The organism is Candidatus Frankia nodulisporulans (genome assembly GCF_902806475.1).
GTDB lineage: Bacteria > Actinomycetota > Actinomycetes > Frankiales > Frankiaceae > Frankia > Frankia umida.
In genome coordinates, this window is the sequence record NZ_CADCWS010000078.1 from 1 (window position 1) to 16,541 (window position 16,541).

Annotated in this window: 15 protein-coding genes; 5 read left to right on the forward strand and 10 right to left on the reverse strand. The window is 72.4% G+C overall.

From position 1 onward, the window contains the following. Nucleotides 1–128: 128 nt before the first annotated feature. Nucleotides 129–533, forward strand: coding sequence for a hypothetical protein (locus G6R24_RS09820; RefSeq protein ID WP_163548953.1), 405 nt, complete (start codon nt 129–131; stop codon nt 531–533). A gap of 28 nt (nt 534–561) precedes the next feature. Here G6R24_RS09820 and G6R24_RS09825 read toward each other — a convergent pair whose 3' ends face one another. The 5 genes from G6R24_RS09825 to G6R24_RS09845 all read right to left on the reverse strand — a co-directional run bounded on the left by G6R24_RS09825 (nt 562) and on the right by G6R24_RS09845 (nt 6,393). Continuing rightward, nucleotides 562–1,944 (reverse strand): class II 3-deoxy-7-phosphoheptulonate synthase, encoded by a 1,383-nt coding sequence (locus G6R24_RS09825; RefSeq protein WP_163548954.1) that lies wholly within the window; start codon nt 1,942–1,944, stop codon nt 562–564. Nucleotides 1,945–2,077: 133 nt separating this feature from the next. Next, complete coding sequence (locus G6R24_RS09830) at nt 2,078–3,103, reverse strand: 6-phosphofructokinase (RefSeq protein ID WP_163548955.1); 1,026 nt, start codon at nt 3,101–3,103, stop codon at nt 2,078–2,080. Between the two features lie 156 nt (nt 3,104–3,259). Continuing rightward, nucleotides 3,260–3,787 carry a polyadenylate-specific 3'-exoribonuclease AS gene (locus G6R24_RS09835; RefSeq protein WP_163548956.1) on the reverse strand — a complete coding sequence of 176 codons (528 nt, stop codon included), beginning with the start codon at nt 3,785–3,787 and terminating at the stop codon, nt 3,260–3,262. A gap of 4 nt (nt 3,788–3,791) precedes the next feature. Then, nucleotides 3,792–5,366, reverse strand: coding sequence for a hypothetical protein (locus G6R24_RS09840; protein ID WP_225438338.1), 1,575 nt, complete (start codon nt 5,364–5,366; stop codon nt 3,792–3,794). Between the two features lie 127 nt (nt 5,367–5,493). Next, complete coding sequence (locus tag G6R24_RS09845; RefSeq protein WP_163548967.1) at nt 5,494–6,393, reverse strand: lysophospholipid acyltransferase family protein; 900 nt, start codon at nt 6,391–6,393, stop codon at nt 5,494–5,496. Nucleotides 6,394–6,901: 508 nt separating this feature from the next. On the opposite strand from G6R24_RS09845, the gene G6R24_RS09850 reads away from it, so the two are divergent. The 3 genes from G6R24_RS09850 (at nt 6,902) to G6R24_RS09860 (ending at nt 9,955) form a co-directional block, all read left to right on the forward strand. Continuing rightward, a complete protein-coding gene (locus G6R24_RS09850) occupies nt 6,902–7,699 on the forward strand; it encodes an alpha/beta hydrolase (RefSeq protein ID WP_163548957.1) in 798 nt (265 codons plus the stop codon). Then, the gene (locus G6R24_RS09855) at nt 7,692–8,504 is read left to right on the forward strand and encodes a hypothetical protein (protein ID WP_163548958.1); all 813 of its coding nucleotides are present in this window, start codon (nt 7,692–7,694) and stop codon (nt 8,502–8,504) included. Before G6R24_RS09850 ends, G6R24_RS09855 begins: the two co-directional genes overlap by 8 nt. 197 nt (nt 8,505–8,701) lie before the next feature. Beyond that, the gene (locus G6R24_RS09860; protein ID WP_163548959.1) at nt 8,702–9,955 is read left to right on the forward strand and encodes an ornithine cyclodeaminase family domain; all 1,254 of its coding nucleotides are present in this window, start codon (nt 8,702–8,704) and stop codon (nt 9,953–9,955) included. Between the two features lie 87 nt (nt 9,956–10,042). On the opposite strand, the gene G6R24_RS09865 is transcribed toward G6R24_RS09860, so the two are convergent. The 5 genes from G6R24_RS09865 to G6R24_RS09885 all read right to left on the reverse strand — a co-directional run bounded on the left by G6R24_RS09865 (nt 10,043) and on the right by G6R24_RS09885 (nt 14,467). Then, on the reverse strand, nt 10,043–11,080 hold the full coding sequence (locus tag G6R24_RS09865) for an ROK family glucokinase (protein ID WP_163548960.1): 1,038 nt from the start codon (nt 11,078–11,080) through the stop codon (nt 10,043–10,045). Continuing rightward, nucleotides 11,077–11,883 (reverse strand): hypothetical protein, encoded by an 807-nt coding sequence (locus tag G6R24_RS09870; RefSeq protein ID WP_163548961.1) that lies wholly within the window; start codon nt 11,881–11,883, stop codon nt 11,077–11,079. Before G6R24_RS09870 ends, G6R24_RS09865 begins: the two co-directional genes overlap by 4 nt. Further along, on the reverse strand, nt 11,880–13,091 hold the full coding sequence (locus G6R24_RS09875; RefSeq protein WP_163548962.1) for an ArsA family ATPase: 1,212 nt from the start codon (nt 13,089–13,091) through the stop codon (nt 11,880–11,882). The genes G6R24_RS09870 and G6R24_RS09875 overlap by 4 nt, the downstream gene beginning before the upstream one ends. Nucleotides 13,092–13,097: 6 nt before the next feature. Then, nucleotides 13,098–13,532, reverse strand: coding sequence for an SRPBCC family protein (locus tag G6R24_RS09880; protein ID WP_163548963.1), 435 nt, complete (start codon nt 13,530–13,532; stop codon nt 13,098–13,100). A 167-nt stretch (nt 13,533–13,699) separates the two neighbouring features. Then, entirely contained in the window at nt 13,700–14,467 is a 768-nt protein-coding gene (locus G6R24_RS09885; RefSeq protein WP_163548964.1) for a metallophosphoesterase family protein, read from the reverse strand. 160 nt (nt 14,468–14,627) lie between these two features. On the opposite strand from G6R24_RS09885, the gene G6R24_RS09890 reads away from it, so the two are divergent. Further along, a partial coding sequence (locus tag G6R24_RS09890; protein ID WP_163548965.1) for an AMP-dependent synthetase/ligase occupies nt 14,628–16,541 on the forward strand: 1,914 nt, incomplete at its 3' end.

Here is a 16,541-nt window from a genome sequence, read left to right on the forward strand (position 1 = left end):
CACCCGTCGGCTCGACCGCGCCCGACAGCACGGCCACGTCGAACGGCACCGGGCCGAGCGTGCCGGCCTCGACCCGTGCGTCAGCGACGGGTACCTCGACGGGTGGCACGTCCACGGGTGGCGCTCCGGTGGGAGACGCCGACGACCCGCCGAGTGGTTCCGCGGAACCGGCCGACACCGGGCGCGCCCCGAGCGATGATCTCGGCCTGGCACCCCGTCCCAGCTCCACTCCCGCGGCGGGGGTCCGACCATCCGAGGTGGCGAACCCGCCCGGCGCGCCATCCCCGGCGCCGACGGCACCGGCCGGTTCGGCGGTGGACACGGGTGCCGACCGGACGATCAGCGGCCTCGAGCCGCGGCCAGAACAAAGCTCACCTACGGACGCCGAGCCGCAGGCCCCACGGTCCACTCCCGTCGAGGGCACACCTGGCGGCGACGACACGGCACCTGCCGACGACGCCACCGAGGATCCGGCCACGGCCGGCAGCAGCGGCGCCGCTCCCGACGACGCTGCTGCCATCACCGCCGGGTAGCGGTCCTCCGGCGGCGGTGCCGGTCAGCTCAGGGACGCGGGGCGGCGGGGTGGGCGTCCTGGTGGGCGGCGGCCCGCTCACCGCGGGCGTGCTGCAGCATCTCGGCCACGAGGAAGGCCAGTTCCAGCGCCTGGCTGGTGTTCAGACGCGGGTCGCAGGCCGTCTCGTACCGGCCGCCGAGGTCGTCCTCACCGATCAGTTCGGCGCCACCGAGGCATTCGGTGACGTTCTCCCCGGTGAGCTCGATGTGCAGGCCGCCGGGGTGGGTGCCCAGCGCCTTGTGCACCTCGAAGAAGCCGAAGACCTCGTCGAGCACGTCGTCGAAGTGGCGGGTCTTGATCCCACCGACGTCACGGGTGTTGCCGTGCATCGGGTCGCAGGACCACACCACCGGCGGGCCGGCGGCGTTGACCTTCTCGATGATGGGCGGCAGGGCGTCGCGAATCCGGCCGACCCCCATCCGGGTGATCAGGGTCAGGCGGCCGGGGATGTGGTGCGGGTTGAGCCGCTCGGCGAGCTCCAGGACCTCGTCGGGGCTCGCCTTCGGGCCGATCTTGCAGCCGATCGGGTTGCCGACCCGGGAGAGCAGGTCGACGTGGGCGCCGTCGAGGTCGCGGGTGCGCTCGCCGATCCAGATCATGTGCGCGGACAGGTCGTACGGGTGGCCGGTGGCGTCCTCGATGCGGGTCAGGGCCCGCTCGTACTCCAGCAGCAGACCCTCATGGCTGGTGAACAGCTCCACGCCGGTCAACGCGGCGGTGCGGTCCAGATCGATGCCGCAGGCGGCCATGAACGACAGCGCCCGGTCGATGTTGGTGGCCATCACCTCGTAGCGCCGGCCGGCGGCCGAGTCGCGCACGAAGGCCTTGTTCCACTCGTGGACCTTGGACAGGTCGGCGAAGCCACCGGTGGCGAACGCGCGCACCAGGTTCAGCGCGACCGCGCTCTGGTGGTAGGAGGCGACCATGCGCATCGGGTCCGGCCGACGGGCGGCGGCGGTGGCCGCGATGTCGTTGACCGCGTCACCCCGGTAGGACGGCAGGCCGGTGCTCGTCTCGATGTCGGCCGAGCGCGGCTTGGCGTACTGGCCGGCGATGCGGGCGACCTTGACCACCGGGGTGCTCGCGCCATAGGTGAGCACGACGGCCATCTGCAACAGGGTCTTCACCTTGTCGCGGATCTTGTTGGCGGTGTTGGCCGCGAACGTCTCGGCGCAGTCACCGCCCTGGAGCAGAAACGCCTCCCCGCGGGCGACCATCGCCAGCCGATCGGTCAGTGACCGCACCTCCGGCGCCGTCACCAACGGGGGCAGCCCCGCGAGTTGCTCCGCGGCCGCCTGCAGCTCGACCGGGTCGGGCCACGACGGCTGCTGCTTGGCCGGAAGGGTCCGCCAGACGTCCAATGCGCTCACGAGACACCAGGGTACGGCTGTCCAGGTCCAGGACGCGTCGATACTCGCAGGTTTCGGTGAAGTCATCCGGCCCGGCGGCGGATCAGCGTCCGGCCCCCGGGCCGGTCCAGGAGCCGGCCGGGCCGGGGTCCGGTCAGCCGAAGAAGACCGCGGCCTCGGCGTACAGCTCCGCCGGCACGGTCTTGAGCGCGCTGGTGGCCTCGGCGAGCGGCACCCGGTCGATCCTGGTGCCGTGCAGCGCGACCATCACCCCGGACTCGCCCTCGTGCACGGCGTCGACGGCGTGCAGACCGAAACGGGTCGCGAGCCAGCGGTCGAACGCGCTGGGTGTGCCGCCACGCTGCAGATGGCCGAGCACGGTGGCCCGGGCGTCCCGGCCGGTCCGGCCACGGATCTCGGTTTCGAGCACCGCGGCGATGCCCTGCAGCCGGACATGGCCGAACGCGTCGAGTTCGGCGTCCTTGGTCATCATCGTGCCCGCGATGGGAGTGGCACCCTCCGCGACGACGATGATCGGCGCGTAGTGGGTGGCGAACCGGGACTCGACGAACGCGCACACCTTGTCGAAGTCGAACGGCCGCTCGGGGATGAGGATGACGTTCGCGCCCCCGGCCATCCCGCTGTGCAGGGCGATCCAGCCGGCATGGCGGCCCATCACCTCGACGATGAGCACCCGGTGGTGACTCTCGGCGGTGGTGTGCAGCCGGTCGACGGCCTCGGTGGCGATGTTCACCGCCGTGTCGAAGCCGAAGGTGTAGTCGGTCGCGGACAGATCGTTGTCGATGGTCTTCGGCACGCCGACGACCGGGACGCCGTCGGCGTGCAGCCGGGCGGCCACACCCAGGGTGTCCTCGCCGCCGATGGCGATCAGCGCGTCGACCCCGTCCGCGGCCAGGTTGCGGCGGATCAGTTCGAGCCCGTCCACCGCGGCGTACGGGTTGGTCCGGCTCGAGCCGAGAATCGTGCCGCCGCGAGGCAGGATGCCGCGGACCGCGGTGGTGTCCAGGGGCACCGTGTCGCCGGTGAGAGGGCCACGCCAGCCGTCGCGGTAGCCGACGAACTGGTGCCCGTAGACACCCTCGCCCTTGCGTACCACTGCCCGGATCACCGCGTTGAGCCCCGGACAGTCACCGCCGCCGGTCAGTACGCCGATCCTCATCGCACTCTCCTCGCGTCCGCGCCGGCCCGACCGGGCCGCACCAGTACCCACTCCCGTCCCGCCTCTCGGCGGCGACAGCAGCGGCAGCCTAGCGGCGCACAGCACATACAGAGTGCTATTTGTAACTACTAGGCGTGGCGAATCAAGCTCAAAGAGTCATGATCTGGGGGGCTGACCGGCGGTACGGGGGCGCAGCGGGGCGAGGATCTCCCAACGAGCCAGATTGTGCAGCGCGTCGGCGAGAGCGTCGTGGGCGTTGGCCGGCGGCGGCGGCAGCGTGGGACGGCCCAGCTCCTCCCACAGCTGGCGCAGGTCCCGGGTGAACCGGGGCATCCGCGCCGGCAGGTCGGTCATCGTCCCGAACAGCTGACAGAGAACGACATGATCATATGCGCCGTACCAGGCCCAGAGCTCCGGTGCGCCGTCCGCGGTCAGCAGCGCGTTCAGATCATCGCGGATGCGGGCCCGGGAGCGCCAGGCCGGGTCGGCCGGCGACGGCAACTGGTCGAGCACGTTGCGCCGGACCCAGGGCACCGCCCAGACCGGATCGAATTCGGTGGACACGGCGTAGTAACGCTGTGCGCCGTCCTCGCTGACAATGCCGATGCTGACCAGGTCCAGCCAGAGATGGCCGGACTCACGCCGCTCGATGAACTCGGTGTCGTAGAAGAAACGGGTTGCCACCGGTTCAGTCTCTCCCGCTCCAGGTAGGTGCCGCCGGACCGGGCCGGCGCCGCCAGGGTCGCGTCACCGCGGCGAGCAGGCCCGCGGCCGCGGCCGCCCCGACCAGCGGCAGCACCCACAGCAACGGCCCTGAATACGGCTTCTGCTCCGACTCGCTCGCGGCACCGGCGACGGCCCTCGCCGCCGAACCACTCGTACCCCTACTCGTGCCGCCCGTCGCGCTCGCGGCCGCCGGACCACCCGCGACGGGGGCTCCCCCGGTATCGCATCCGGTGGCGCCCGCGATCGTCACACCGCGGACCTGCGGGCCCGCCGTGGCCGGACGGACCTGGATCTCGACCCGCGCCGCGCCGGGCTCGGCGACCACGCACAGCAGACCGCTGTCCGCCGCCGAGGTCACCCGCCCGCCGGTGACCGCCACCTGGTAGCCGCGCGGGTAGGCGGCGGCCGGCACGTTGATCGCCGTAGCCGTCCCGGCCGCCAGGACACCCGCCGTCGAACCGTCCGGCAGCGCCACCGCGACCGGGCGCAGCCCCAGGGTCAGCACGCCGGCCGCGTCGTAACGCAACAGCTCGGGCGTGCCCGCCACGGCCGCGGGGTAGGGCCGCACGAGCCGTGCCGGTGTCGCCGGCATCGTCGGCGCCGAACCCGAGCCCACACCGACCGGAGCGGCCGTACCCACCGTCGCGCCACGTCCGTCCGGCGGGTCGTAGAACCAGCTCAGACCGAAACTGTCGGCGGTCGCGACCAGAGTGTCGATGGCTTCGGGGGAAGCGTCCTTCCAGCCGGTGAGGTAGCCGGTCGGATCGTTGAGGGCCACCGTCACCGCCGGGTCGAACCGCGCCGGGCCACTACGCCACAGCGGATGCACCGGATCGTGCGCGGCCACGGTGTCGGACAACGCCGGGCCGGTGCCGGCGGGCACCTCATAGCCGAACACTCCCGGTTCGGCCCGCAGCCGGTCGGCGAGCGCGGCCAGGCCGACCGACAGGGTCGCATCCGAGAGACGTCGACCCGCCACCGTCGGCACCAGTCGCACGACGACCCGCAGCCCCCGGTCGGTGAACCGCCGGGTGAGCGCGACGACCTGGCCGAGACCGGCGTCCGCGGGGCTCGTCGCCTGCTCGGACGCGGTGGGTCGGGGCCAGCCCGCGACCGCTGGAACCCGTCCGCCGGTCGCCACCGGAACCGCCAGCCGCACCCCGGTGAAGCCCTGGCCGAGCCAGGTCGCAAGATTGGCGTCGGTCGGCGTCACACCGGCCGGCAGGGAGATCCCGCGCACGACCACGACGCGGTGGGCCGCGTCGACCAGGTACGGACCGAACCGCCCCAGCGTGTTCGCCGGTGCCGCCCCACCCGCCGCCGCACCGCCCGCCGGGGCGGCACCGTCCGGCGTGGGAACGGCCCACCCGGCCGACGCACCCGTCGCCAGCAGCATGCCGCCCACGCCCACGACGATGACCAGGTCACGAACCCGGTGGCGCCGCTGGTCGCGGGGAACCCGGCCGAATGAGCGACTCCAACCAGGGATGGACCGGGCGAAACCGGAGCGGACGATGTGGGTCAGGGCACCACGCACATCGCCCATCCTGCCGTGTCGGCGCAAACAGCCTCAGACCGCCCGGTCCGCCGGGTTACCGGGCGTGGTCGGACGAGCGGATGCGGCCGGCCGGGCAGAGCCCCCCCGATCAGGCCGATCAGCCCCGTCAGCCCGGTCGGTGCGGTCGGTGCGGTCGGTGCGGTCGGCCAGCACGCGCGCCGGCGGCGGACACCCCGGCCGGCGGGCCGCCCACGGCGGCCCGGTCCGACACGGCGCCCGCGAGGTCGCCGGCCGCGGCGGTCGCGGCGTCCGAGGTGGCGGCGTCCGAGGTGGCGGCGTCCGAGGTGGCGGCGTCCGAGGTGGCGGCGGCGCTGGTGGCCGCCGCCCGGGCCGCGGCGATTTCCTCCTTGGCCCGCTTCGCGTACATATCGACGTACTCCTGGCCGGAGAGCGCCATCAGCTCGTACATGATCTGGTCGGTGACCGAACGCAGCACGAACCGGTCGTCCGCCATCTCGGCGTAGCGGGAGAAGTCCAACGGGGGGCCGACCCGCATACCCACCCGACGGACCCGCGGCAGCAACTTGCCGGGGGGCTGCGCCTCGAACGTGCCGATCATGGCGACCGGGATCACCGGGACGCCGGCCTCCAGCGCCATCCGGGCGACACCGATCTTGCCGCGGTACAGGCGGCCGTCCGGGGAACGGGTGCCCTCCGGGTAGATGCCGAGCAGGCGGCCCTGGCGCAGCACCCGCACGCCGGATCGCAACGCCCCCTCGCTGGCCTTGCCACCGCTGCGGTCGATCGGGATCTGGCCGGCCCCGCTGAAGAAGACCCGCTTGAACCAGCCCTTGATGCCGGCCTCGGTGAAGTAGTCACTCTTGGCCAGAAAGGTCACCCGCCGCGACACCACCAGCGGCAGGAAGAAGTGGTCAAGAAACGACAGGTGGTTTCCGGCCAGGATGGCGGGCCCCTCCGCGGGGATGTGCTCGGCACCCTCGACCCACGGGCGCCACACCACCCGTAGTACGGGCGTGAGGATCGCTTTGAGCACCCAGTAGAACAAGGACAGCTCCCGCCTGGTCACCGTCGTGAGACGACACTGTCAGGGCGCCCGGACCGGGTCGCCCGCACTGCACACGCCGACGTTGTCGCTGCGGACCCGAGCATGCCGCTGGCCGGCAGGCAGACCTGAGCCTAGGTAGCCGGACATCATCACGTCCACTCGAACATCCACAACAGTGCCATGGACGGCATCGTCGGGGTGATGACCCTGCCATGGCCGGAGCGCACCGCCGCCCCACGCCGACCACGAGCACGGGCGTGCCGAGATCTATATCATCGCAACGACAGGCGATCGCGTCACGACGTCCGACCCGACCTCATGGTGAAATTCCGTCAAATGTCATGACATCGGCGACAAGATGCCCACCGATGAGACCCGGACGACCATGGCTTCAGCCCACGGACCGTGCGAGCATGAGGGTACCGACGACTTCCGCCCGCCCCGCGAATGTTGCGCGGCGAGTGGGTTACACAGGGCACAGGGCACAGGGCGCGAAGGGCGGACAGCAATGGCGGGTTCCACCGGCACGGCCCTGCTACCCGGCGCTGAGCCGTTCGCCTACGTGGGCGGGTCGGTCGGGGTGCTGCTGGTCCACGGCTTCACCGGCTCGCCGGGCAGCATGCGCCCCTGGGGCGAGGCTCTGGCCGCCGCCGGGCTGACGGTCTCCTGTCCGTTGCTGCCCGGCCACGGAACCCGCTGGCAGGACATGGTTCCCACCGGGTGGCCCGACTGGTACACGACGGTCCGCGGCGAGTTCCTGCGACTGCGGCGCGAGTGCGACCAGGTGTTCGTCATGGGTCTGTCGATGGGTGGCACCCTGACCCTGCGCCTGGCCGAGGAACACGGCGCCGAGGTGGCCGGTCTGGTCACCGTCAACGCGAGCATGCGGACCGAACGCTGGCAGGCCGGGCTCGCCCCGCTGCTCAGCCGGATCCTTCCCGCGGTTCCCGGGCTCGCCGGTGACGTCAAGGCCGACGGGGTACCGGAGGTCGGCTACGACAAGGTGCCGCTGCGGCCGTTCGCGTCCCTGCGCAAGCTGTGGGCGGTCACCAGCGCCGACCTCGGGCGCATCGTCTCCCCGGTGCTGGCCTACCGCAGCGTGGTCGATCACATCGTCGAGCCCAGCTCCGGCGCGCTACTGCTGGCCGGGGTACGGGCCCCGATCGAGGAACGGCTGCTCGCCGACAGCTGGCATGTGGCCACCCTCGACAACGACAAAGAGAAGATCTTCGCGGGAAGCCTGGAGTTCGTCCGCACGCACTCGCTCTCGGCCCTGGTGCCCGAACCGGTGGCCAGTGATGGCTGAGCATCCGCCCTTCCCCAGCCCGGGCGAGCCGGCCCCGGGGCCGCTCGATCATTCGGGTCCCGCGGCGGTGCCCGGCGCGAACGGCGACACCGGCGAACACAGGGAGTCACTGACCGCTGGCGCCGACCAGAGCGCGGCGGAGCAGCCGACCCCCACCCCGGCCGAGCCCACCGGGGCGGCGCTGGAGCAGCCGCCCGGGTCCGCCTCCGACGACCCGCCGCCGGTACCGGCACCGGTGCCGGCGCGCTCCCAGGACGCCGATGACGCGGTGTTCCGCGAGCTCGTCGCCCGCTTCGACGACGAGCCGACCACCCGCACCTTGCCGTCCCAGGAGGACGTCGCCGACCCGCGCCGCCCCACGATCATCATTCTGCGGCCGCCGTTCGAACCCGACACCCTGGCCGACCCCGCGGACCAGACCGAACCGGGCGCCGCGCAGGCCGGCCTGCCGCCCGGCGTGCGCCCACATCAGCTACGGGGCGACGACGACGAGATCGTGGTCATCGACCTGGGCGCCGACAGCGCCGAGACCGGCTCGCCGGACGGCGACGACGACAACCACTACGTGCCGCCGCCCCCACCGCCGCTGCCCCGCATCCGCCCGGTCACCCGCTGGGCGATCGGATCGATCGCGCTGGGCGTGGTGTTCCTGATGGTCCCCAGCCTGATCGGATTCAACCAGTCACGTTCCCAGGATGTGGCTGGCGTGCTGCTCATCCTCGGCGGGGTCGGCACGCTGGTCGCTCGGATGGGCGACCGTCCTCCCACCGACCCCGATGGTCCCGACGACGGCGCTGTCCTCTAGGCCATCCGGTCCCATCGATCTGGCTGGCACCCGCGCTGAACCTGCGATGGCCGGCTGGCAACACCCGTCCCCCGGACGGCGGCAGACGGCAGCAGACCACTGTGGCACGGCGTGACCAGGCTTCTGGCCACCGGCGACGGGCCGCGGCGGCGGCAGTGGCAGCGGCGAGCAGGGGTACGAACAGAAGGGCGTTGGGCGTGCGTTTTCACGATCAGGTCGAGGTGCACGGGCATCTCATGGACACCGGTGTGCTGGCGAAGGTCCTCGACGACGTGCTCGACTACGGCGGCGACTACCGGGTGGACCGGATCGACCTCGGGCGCGGCCACGACGACGAGTCCCACGCCGTCATCACCGTCGGCGCCGAGACACAGCGGCGCCTGACCCGCATCCTGATGCGCGTCCAGGTGCACGGCGTGAACAAGGTGACCGCGGGCGAGGCGCGGTGCGAGCCGGCCGACCGCGACGGCGTGTTCCCGACGGACTTCTACTCGACGACCAACCTGGAGACCGTCGTCCACCTCGACGGCCAGTGGGTGCCGGTGGAACATCCGGAGATGGACTGCGGTCTGGTCGTGTCGCACGGACGGGTCCGTACCGTGCCGGTCACCGACGTGCGGGCCGGCGACCAGATCGTCTGCGGGGTGGGCGGTGTCAAGGTCGTCCTGCCGATGACCGATCATTCCAGCCGTGTCCACGCCGAGTACGGTTCGCTGCCGACGTCCGGGCAGCCGCAGGCGGTGCTGGTGCGCGCGATCGCCCGCCAGATCCGCGAGGTCAAGGCCGAAGGCGGTCAGGTGCTGTGGGTCGCCGGCCAGGCGGTGATCGCCACCGGTGCCACCCCGGCGCTCGTCGCCCTGATCGAGGCCGGCTACCTCGACGTCCTGTTCAGCGGGAACGCGCTGGCGACGCTGGACATCGAGGCGGCGCTGTACGGGTCACCGCTCGGGGTCGGGCCGCTGCGCAGCGGACGGGTGCAGCGGGGCAGCGAACAGCACATTCGGGCGATCAACGCGATCCGCCGGCAGGGTTCGATCCGCGCGGCGGTCGAGTCCGGCGTGCTGACCGAGGGGATCATGCACGCCATGGTCAAGGCGAACAAACCGTTCGTCGTCATCGGTTCGGTGCGCGACGACGGGCCGCTGCCCGACGTCCACACCGATATCATCGCCGGCCAGCGGGCGATGCGCGCCGCGCTGCGCGGCGTCGGCTACGCGCTGATGGTCGCCTCCGCGCAGCACTCGGTGGCCACGGGCAACATCCTGCCCGCGTCGATCCCGGTGGCGTGTGTGGACGTCAACCCGGCGACCGTGCACGCCCTGACCGAACGGACCAGCGCGCACGCCGTCGGTGTGGTCGCCGACGCGGGGCTGTTCCTCGAACAGCTCGCCCTCGAGCTGGTGGCCGACTACCGTCCCGCCCGGCTGGGACCGGGCGGGACGTTCGCCTGACCTGGCCTCGGTGCCGGCCTGCTCCGCTCTGATCCGCAGGCGGCTCTGATCCGGATGTGGCTCTGATCCGCAGGTGGGTGGGGCCGCTCAGATGCGGGCGAGGTCGGCGGCGCCGACCAGACCGGCCTGGTTGCCGAGCTCGGCGATGACCACTTCGGCCATCGGACGGTGGCCATGGCCGGGCATGGTCTCGGCGAAACGGTCGCGGGCCGGGCCGAGCAGCAGTTCACCGGCGTCGGAGACGCCTCCGCCGATCACATACCGGTCGGGGTCGAGCACGGCGGCTAGGCTCGCCATCCCCTCGCCGAGCCAGTGCCCGACCTCGGTCAGGCAACGTAGCGCGGCCGGGTCGCCCTTGCGGGCGGCCTCGGTGACGTCCGGGCCGGTCAGTCCGTCGATGTCGCCGCCGCTGGCGGCCAGCATCACGGTGGCCGCGGCCGGGTCGTCGGCGGCCAGCTGCCGGGCGAGGCGGACCAGCGCGCGTCCGCTGGCGTACTGCTCCCAGCAGCCGTGGTTGCCGCAGCCGCACAGATGCCCGCCGGGAACCATCCGCATGTGACCGGTCTCCGCGCCGATACCGAACGCGCCGCGGAACAGTTCGCCGCCGACGACGATGCCACTGCCGATGCCGGTGCCGACGGTGAGGCAGACCAGATCACGGCGGCCGCGACCCGCGCCGAAGCGGTACTCGGCCCAGGCCGTCGCGTTGGCGTCGTTCTCGACGACCACGGGTAGGCCGACCCGGTCACGGACCTCGTCGCGCAGCGGTTCGTTCCGCCAGGCCAGGTTCGGTGCGAAGATCACCCGGGAGCGGTCGGCGTCGATCCAGCCGGCGGCGCCGATACCGACCGCCCACACGTCGTACGCGGCGGACAGCTCCGCCACGACATCCGCGATCGTGTTCGCGACCTCGACGCTCGAATGCCCCGGGGTCGGTCGGCGCAGAGCGGCCAGCACGGTGCCGGCGCCGTCGACGACACCCGCCGCCACCTTGGTGCCACCGACGTCGACGCCGATGGTGAGACCGGCGGTGCGGCGGTCCGGCTCACCATCGGCCGCGTTGGGGACCGGTGGGAGGGGACTGGCAGACAGGGGGCTGGCAGGCAGCGGACCTGTGATGCTCATGTGATCTCGATCCTTTGGACGCGGGGTCTGGGCGATGCGGCGGCCCGAGCAGGGGCCGCCGCGGCCGTCGCCGACCGGATCGCTTCGTCGGCGTCCCGATCGGCGCTGGTACTGCCATCGGTGCCATCGGTGCCATGGTTGCCAGCGGTGCGGGTGGTGCCAGCGTTGGCCGCTCGCGCGGCATGGACGGCGTCCACCGTCGCCCGCACTGTCGCGGCCAGCGCCTCGCCGGCGGTCATCAGGTGCCGGGCGACCTCCGGCCGTTCGGCGACGAAGGTGGCCAGTAGCTGGCACCACGGGCAGCCGGGGCAGCTCCACGCCGCCCCGGCAGGCCCGGAGCCGGAGCCCGCCGGCCCGGTCCGGTCGTCGGCCGCTGGCGCGTCGGCGGCGGCCGACGCGTGGCAGTCGCAGGTGCGCTCCGGCGGCGCGGACGGCTCGCCCGGGCCGTCGGCGGCCGGCGCGGTGCTCGTCCGTCCGGCTGTTCGTGGGGACGCGGGCTGCTCGGAGCCGGACTCGTCGGGCACCGGACGGCCAGGGGTGGTCGGCACCCCGATCAGGGCGCTGGCGCCCGCGGCGACGACGTCGGCGACGACGCTCCAGAGCCGCCGGGCCGGCGTGGCCCGCGCCGGTTCGTCACCGGCGAGGGAACGCAGGGCGTCGGCGAGCAGTGCCGCCTCGACCGCCAACGACCCAGGCGCGGGTGGACGCCCCGGCCCGGCCGAGCCAGCCGAGCCAGCCGAGCCAGCCGAGCCAGCCGAGCGACGTGCTCCGGCCTCGTCGGCCGCCCCGGCGGCGGAGCTCATGCGCGCACCCAGCGATCCGGGTCGGGAACGAACGAGACGACCAGCCGGTCACCACGCAGCCGGGCGGCACTGACATCGCAGCGGCGCAACGCGGCGGGCAACGGCACGGCCCGGCGGAACGCGCCCACCGTCACCACCAGGTCGTCGCCCAGGCGGGCGAGATCCACCTGCGAGCCGTCGACGAACGGCAGGCCGAACGTCAGCGCGAACCCGTCCTCGGTGCGTTCGACCCGCGGCTGGTCGCCACCCACGGCCAGACCGGAGCCGAGCACACTGGCCGGATCCAGCTCGCCGTAGGCCGCGGCACCGAACGCGGCCAGTTCCTCCAGGCCCACGGGTTCGCCCGCGCGGTAATGGACCGGCAGGACGGGCGTGGGTGCGAAGGCGCTGGTCAGCTCGGCGAGTTCCTCGCGATGGGCGGCCGCCCAGCCGGCCCGCCAGGCATCCGCGCCGATCGGCGACAGAATCCGGTTGACGACCACACCGTCCAGGGTGAACCCGTGCAGCGCCAGCGCGGTGAGACTGCTCTGGGCGGCCCGCAGCGCGCCACCCTGTGGGGTGAGCACCAGTCGCACGCTGGTGGTGGCCTGGTCGGTCAGGATCGCCCGCAGATCGATCGCGGCCCGGTGAATGCGCGAGACGGTGTCGTAGGCGGGGGCGGCGAGGCTCCCCCACCGGCCACCGAACACGGATCTGCCGAACCCGGGCCGCAGCCAGCGGGCGAAGGCGCCGTCGGGCGGCAGCAGCCGCCGGCAGTACCAGGACAGCGTCTCCGGGAAGGCGAGCAGCCGCAGCATGCCGGCCAGCGGCCCACCGTCGACGACGACGACGTCATGGTGACCGGCGGTGAGACCGTCCCGCAGCTCGAGCAGGGTGAGCGTCTCGATGGCACCGGGCAGGAAGGCGAGCTCCTCGAGCTCCATCGGGTCGATGGCGACGCTTGGCCAGGTGTGCGCCAGCACCGCCCGGACCGCCGGCCAGCGGGCCTCCACCGCCTGGCGCAGGTCGACCTGCCGGCCGGTCAGATTGGGTTCGAGTTCGGTCTCCTGCGCGCCGACCGGATGGTCGAGCACCCCGGAGAGCCCGGCTGCCGGGTCGACGGACAGCAGCAGGGTGCGGTGCCCGCGCTGGGCGGCGAGCACCGCGGTCGCCGCCGCCACTGTCGTCGTTCCGGCCCCGCCCTTGCCGGTGACGAGCACACACCGCACGTGAGCTCAGCTCTCGACGTGCTTCTTGAGATCCTTGAGCGCGGCGTCGACGATGCCGTTCTGCACCTTGCGCCGCAGCATGCCCGGGATCTTGACCTTGGTCTCGGCGGTGAGGTCGTAGGTGACCTCGGTGCTGCCATCGCCCAGATCACGCAGCGTGTAGCTGCCGTCCTGCGACGACATCGCCTCGCCCTGCACCATCGACCAGCTGACCTGCGAGTTGTCCGTCCACGTGTACTCGTTGACGAACTCGTCCTTGATGACGATGGCGTTGATACGGAAACGGGCGCGGCGCGGGCGGCCGTCGGGGCCGATCTCGAGCACCTCCGCCTCCTCGATCTGCCCGACCCAGGCCGGGTAGGCGGGGATGTCGGCGATCGCGCCCATCACCGCGGCCGGCCGGGCGTTGATGACGATCGTCGATCGGGCGTGGTCCGCCATGGCGAGTAGCACCTCCACATTCGTCTGACATGTCTTGTCGGACACGTCTGCAGGAGCACGGCGTCGCCGGCTCGCCGGTTTTCCGGGCATCCTCGCGGAGCCGGATGATTCCCCGACCGATCGCCTGAGGCTACCGGAAGCCGGACCGGCCACCACGGAGCGGCCGGCTACCACTCGAGGACGAACGGCCGGCCGGTGGCGTTGAAATGCCCGACGTTCACGCACCGCGTGCCGCCGATCTCAATGCTGGCCAGCAGCGGCTGGTGCACATGTCCGAACAGCACGTAGCGAGGTCGGGTGTCGTGAATGGCGGCCAGGATCGCGGTGCTGCCGCGTTCGAACCGGCCAGCGACCACGTCGTAGACGAGCTCCGGCAGATGCGGCGGAATATGGCAGCAGAGCACGTCCACGGCCCCCAGAGCGGCCACCTTGGCCGCGAAGGTCCCCTCGTCGATCTCATACGGGGTACGCATCAGGCTGGACAGCCCCCCACCGACGAAACCGAAGCGCCAACCGTCGAGCTCGACGGTCTGCCCGTCCAACAGGGTGATGCCCGAACGCAGGAAGTCGGGATACAGGTGGGGCAGGTCGACATTGCCGAACGTCAGGTAGGTGGGGGTCGGGAAGGCGGCGAACAGCTGCGCGTACTGGCGGCGGACCGCGTCCTCGACGATCTGCGTGCGGTCCCCGCCCAGCCCCGCCCACAACGACTGCGACCACGCCCGGGCCTCGTCGAACCGGTTGTCGGTACGCAGCCGCACCATCCGGCGGACCGCCTCGGCGCCGAACAGGTCGCCCATGATGCCCCCGCCGGGGTTGGCGTAGTCGGTGAACAGCACGAGATCACCCAGACAGATGAACGCGTCGGCGCCCCGCCCCGCCGCGGCCAGCGCATCGGCCCGCCCGTGTACGTCGCTGACCACATGCACCCGCATATCCGAAGCTTAGGGCCCTGACAGTCGCCTACCCGACGCTCGACGGCTAACGTCTGATGACCCGGGACGGTCAACGCCGCCCCGGGTATCCGCATCCGCCGGGCATCTCCATGCGTCTCCATGCGTCCGATCGCACGCCCGCGAACCAGTAGGAGTACCTGTGCGTGAGTACACCTCCGCCCCTGCTGTCAGCATCGCGGACGACGCGACGTTGACAGATGCCGTCCTGCGCAACGCCGGCCGCGATCCAGACCATGTCCTGCTTCGTCGCAAGGACGGCGACCGGTTCATCCCGATCACCCAGGCGCGGTTCCGGGACGCGATGCACGCGACCGCCCGGGGCCTCGTCGCCCGCGGCGTCACCCCCGGCGACCGGGTCGGCATCCTGTCCCGCAGTCGCTACGAGTGGACGGTGCTCGACTACGCGATCTGGGCGGCCGGGGCGGTCACCGTGCCGATCTACGAGACGTCCAGCCCCGACCAGATCGAGTGGATTCTCGCCGACGCCGGCGTCGAAGTGCTGGTCGTCGAGGACGCCGAACTCGCCGGCCGGGTCGCGTCGATCCGCGCGGACGTGCCGGCGCTGCGCGAGGTCCTCGTCATCGAGGCCGAGCCTTCGGCGACATCGACGGACGATGCCGCCGGCTCCTCGTCCGCCGCGGGGGCCTCGTCCGCCGCGGGGGCCTCGTCCGCCGCGGGGGCCTCGTCCGCCGCGGGGGCCTCGTCCGCCGCGGGGGCGCTGGCCATCCTGGCCGAGGCGGGGGCCGCCGTCGACGAGGGCCAGCTCACCGCCGCCCGGGCCACCCAGAACGCCGACAGCCTGGCCACGATCATCTACACCTCCGGGACGACGGCGCGGCCCAAGGGCTGCGAGATCACCCACCGGGCGCTGCTGTTCATCGCCGATGACACCGTCGCGATGCTGCCGAGCATGTTCACCCAGCACTCCTCCACCCTGCTGTTCCTGCCGCTGGCGCACGTGTTCGCCCGGATGCTGCAGGTCGGCGTGGTGCAGGGCGCGTTCGAACTGTCCTACTCCCCCGACACCCGCGATCTGCTGGCGGATCTGGCGCACACCCGGCCGACGTTCCTGCTCGCCGTCCCCCGCGTGTTCGAGAAGGTGCACGCCGGCGCCCGCACCAAGGCCCACGGCGAGGGACGCGGGCGGATCTTCGATGCCGCCGAGCAGACCGCCGTCGACTACAGCGAGTCCCTCGACCACGGCGGTCCGGGCCTCGGGCTGAAGCTGCGGCACCGGGTGTTCGACAAGCTGGTGTACGGCAAGCTGCGGGCCGCCCTCGGCGGCCGGGCCCGGATCGCGGTCAGCGGCGGGGCGCCGCTGTCGCCGCGTCTGGGTCACTTCTACCGGGGCATCGGCTTCATCGTCCTCGAGGGCTACGGCCTGACCGAGACGACGGCGCCGGCCACCGCGAACCGACCCGGCGCGATCCGGATGGGCACCGTGGGCCAGCCGCTGCCCGGGGTGACCGTGCGCATCGCCGACGACGGCGAGGTGCTCATCCGCGGACCCCTGCTGTTTCGCGGCTACCGCAACAACGAGACGGCGACGAAGGAGGCGCTCGACAGCGAGGGTTTCCTGCACACCGGTGACCTCGGCGAACTCGACGACGACGGGTTCCTGCGGATCGTCGGTCGCAAGAAGGAACTGCTGGTCACCGCCGGCGGCAAGAACGTCGCACCGGCACCGCTGGAGCACATCATCACCAGCAGCCCCCTGATCAGCCAGGCGATGCTGGTCGGCGACGGCCGCCCCTACATCGCGGCGCTGGTGACCCTCGAACCGGACGCGTTCGAACGCTGGCGTGACCAGGCCGGCCGGCCGGCCACCGCGAGCCTCGCCGACCTCGCAGCCGACCCGCAGCTGTGCGCCGAGGTGCAGAAGGCCGTCGACACGGCGAACGCGACGGTCTCGCGGGCCGAGAGCGTCCGCCGGTTCGTGATCCTGCCGGAGGACTTCACCGTGGAGGGCGGCGAACTCACCCCGAGCCTGAAGGTCCGCCGCTCGCTCGTCCTCAAGCGCTACGCCGACGCCGTCGAGGGCCTCTATCCCACG

What these genes read in the sequence shown, in the direction of transcription:
- G6R24_RS09830 (WP_163548955.1), bottom strand. Translation starts at nt 3,103, where the DNA reads ATGAGGATCGGCGTACTGACCGGCGGCGGTGACTGTCCGGGGCTCAAC.
- G6R24_RS09850 (WP_163548957.1), top strand. Translation starts at nt 6,902, where the DNA reads ATGGCGGGTTCCACCGGCACGGCCCTGCTACCCGGCGCTGAGCCGTTC.
- G6R24_RS09855 (WP_163548958.1), top strand. Translation starts at nt 7,692, where the DNA reads ATGGCTGAGCATCCGCCCTTCCCCAGCCCGGGCGAGCCGGCCCCGGGG.
- G6R24_RS09865 (WP_163548960.1), bottom strand. Translation starts at nt 11,080, where the DNA reads ATGAGCATCACAGGTCCGCTGCCTGCCAGCCCCCTGTCTGCCAGTCCC.
- G6R24_RS09870 (WP_163548961.1), bottom strand. Translation starts at nt 11,883, where the DNA reads ATGAGCTCCGCCGCCGGGGCGGCCGACGAGGCCGGAGCACGTCGCTCG.
- G6R24_RS09880 (WP_163548963.1), bottom strand. Translation starts at nt 13,532, where the DNA reads ATGGCGGACCACGCCCGATCGACGATCGTCATCAACGCCCGGCCGGCC.
- G6R24_RS09885 (WP_163548964.1), bottom strand. Translation starts at nt 14,467, where the DNA reads ATGCGGGTGCATGTGGTCAGCGACGTACACGGGCGGGCCGATGCGCTG.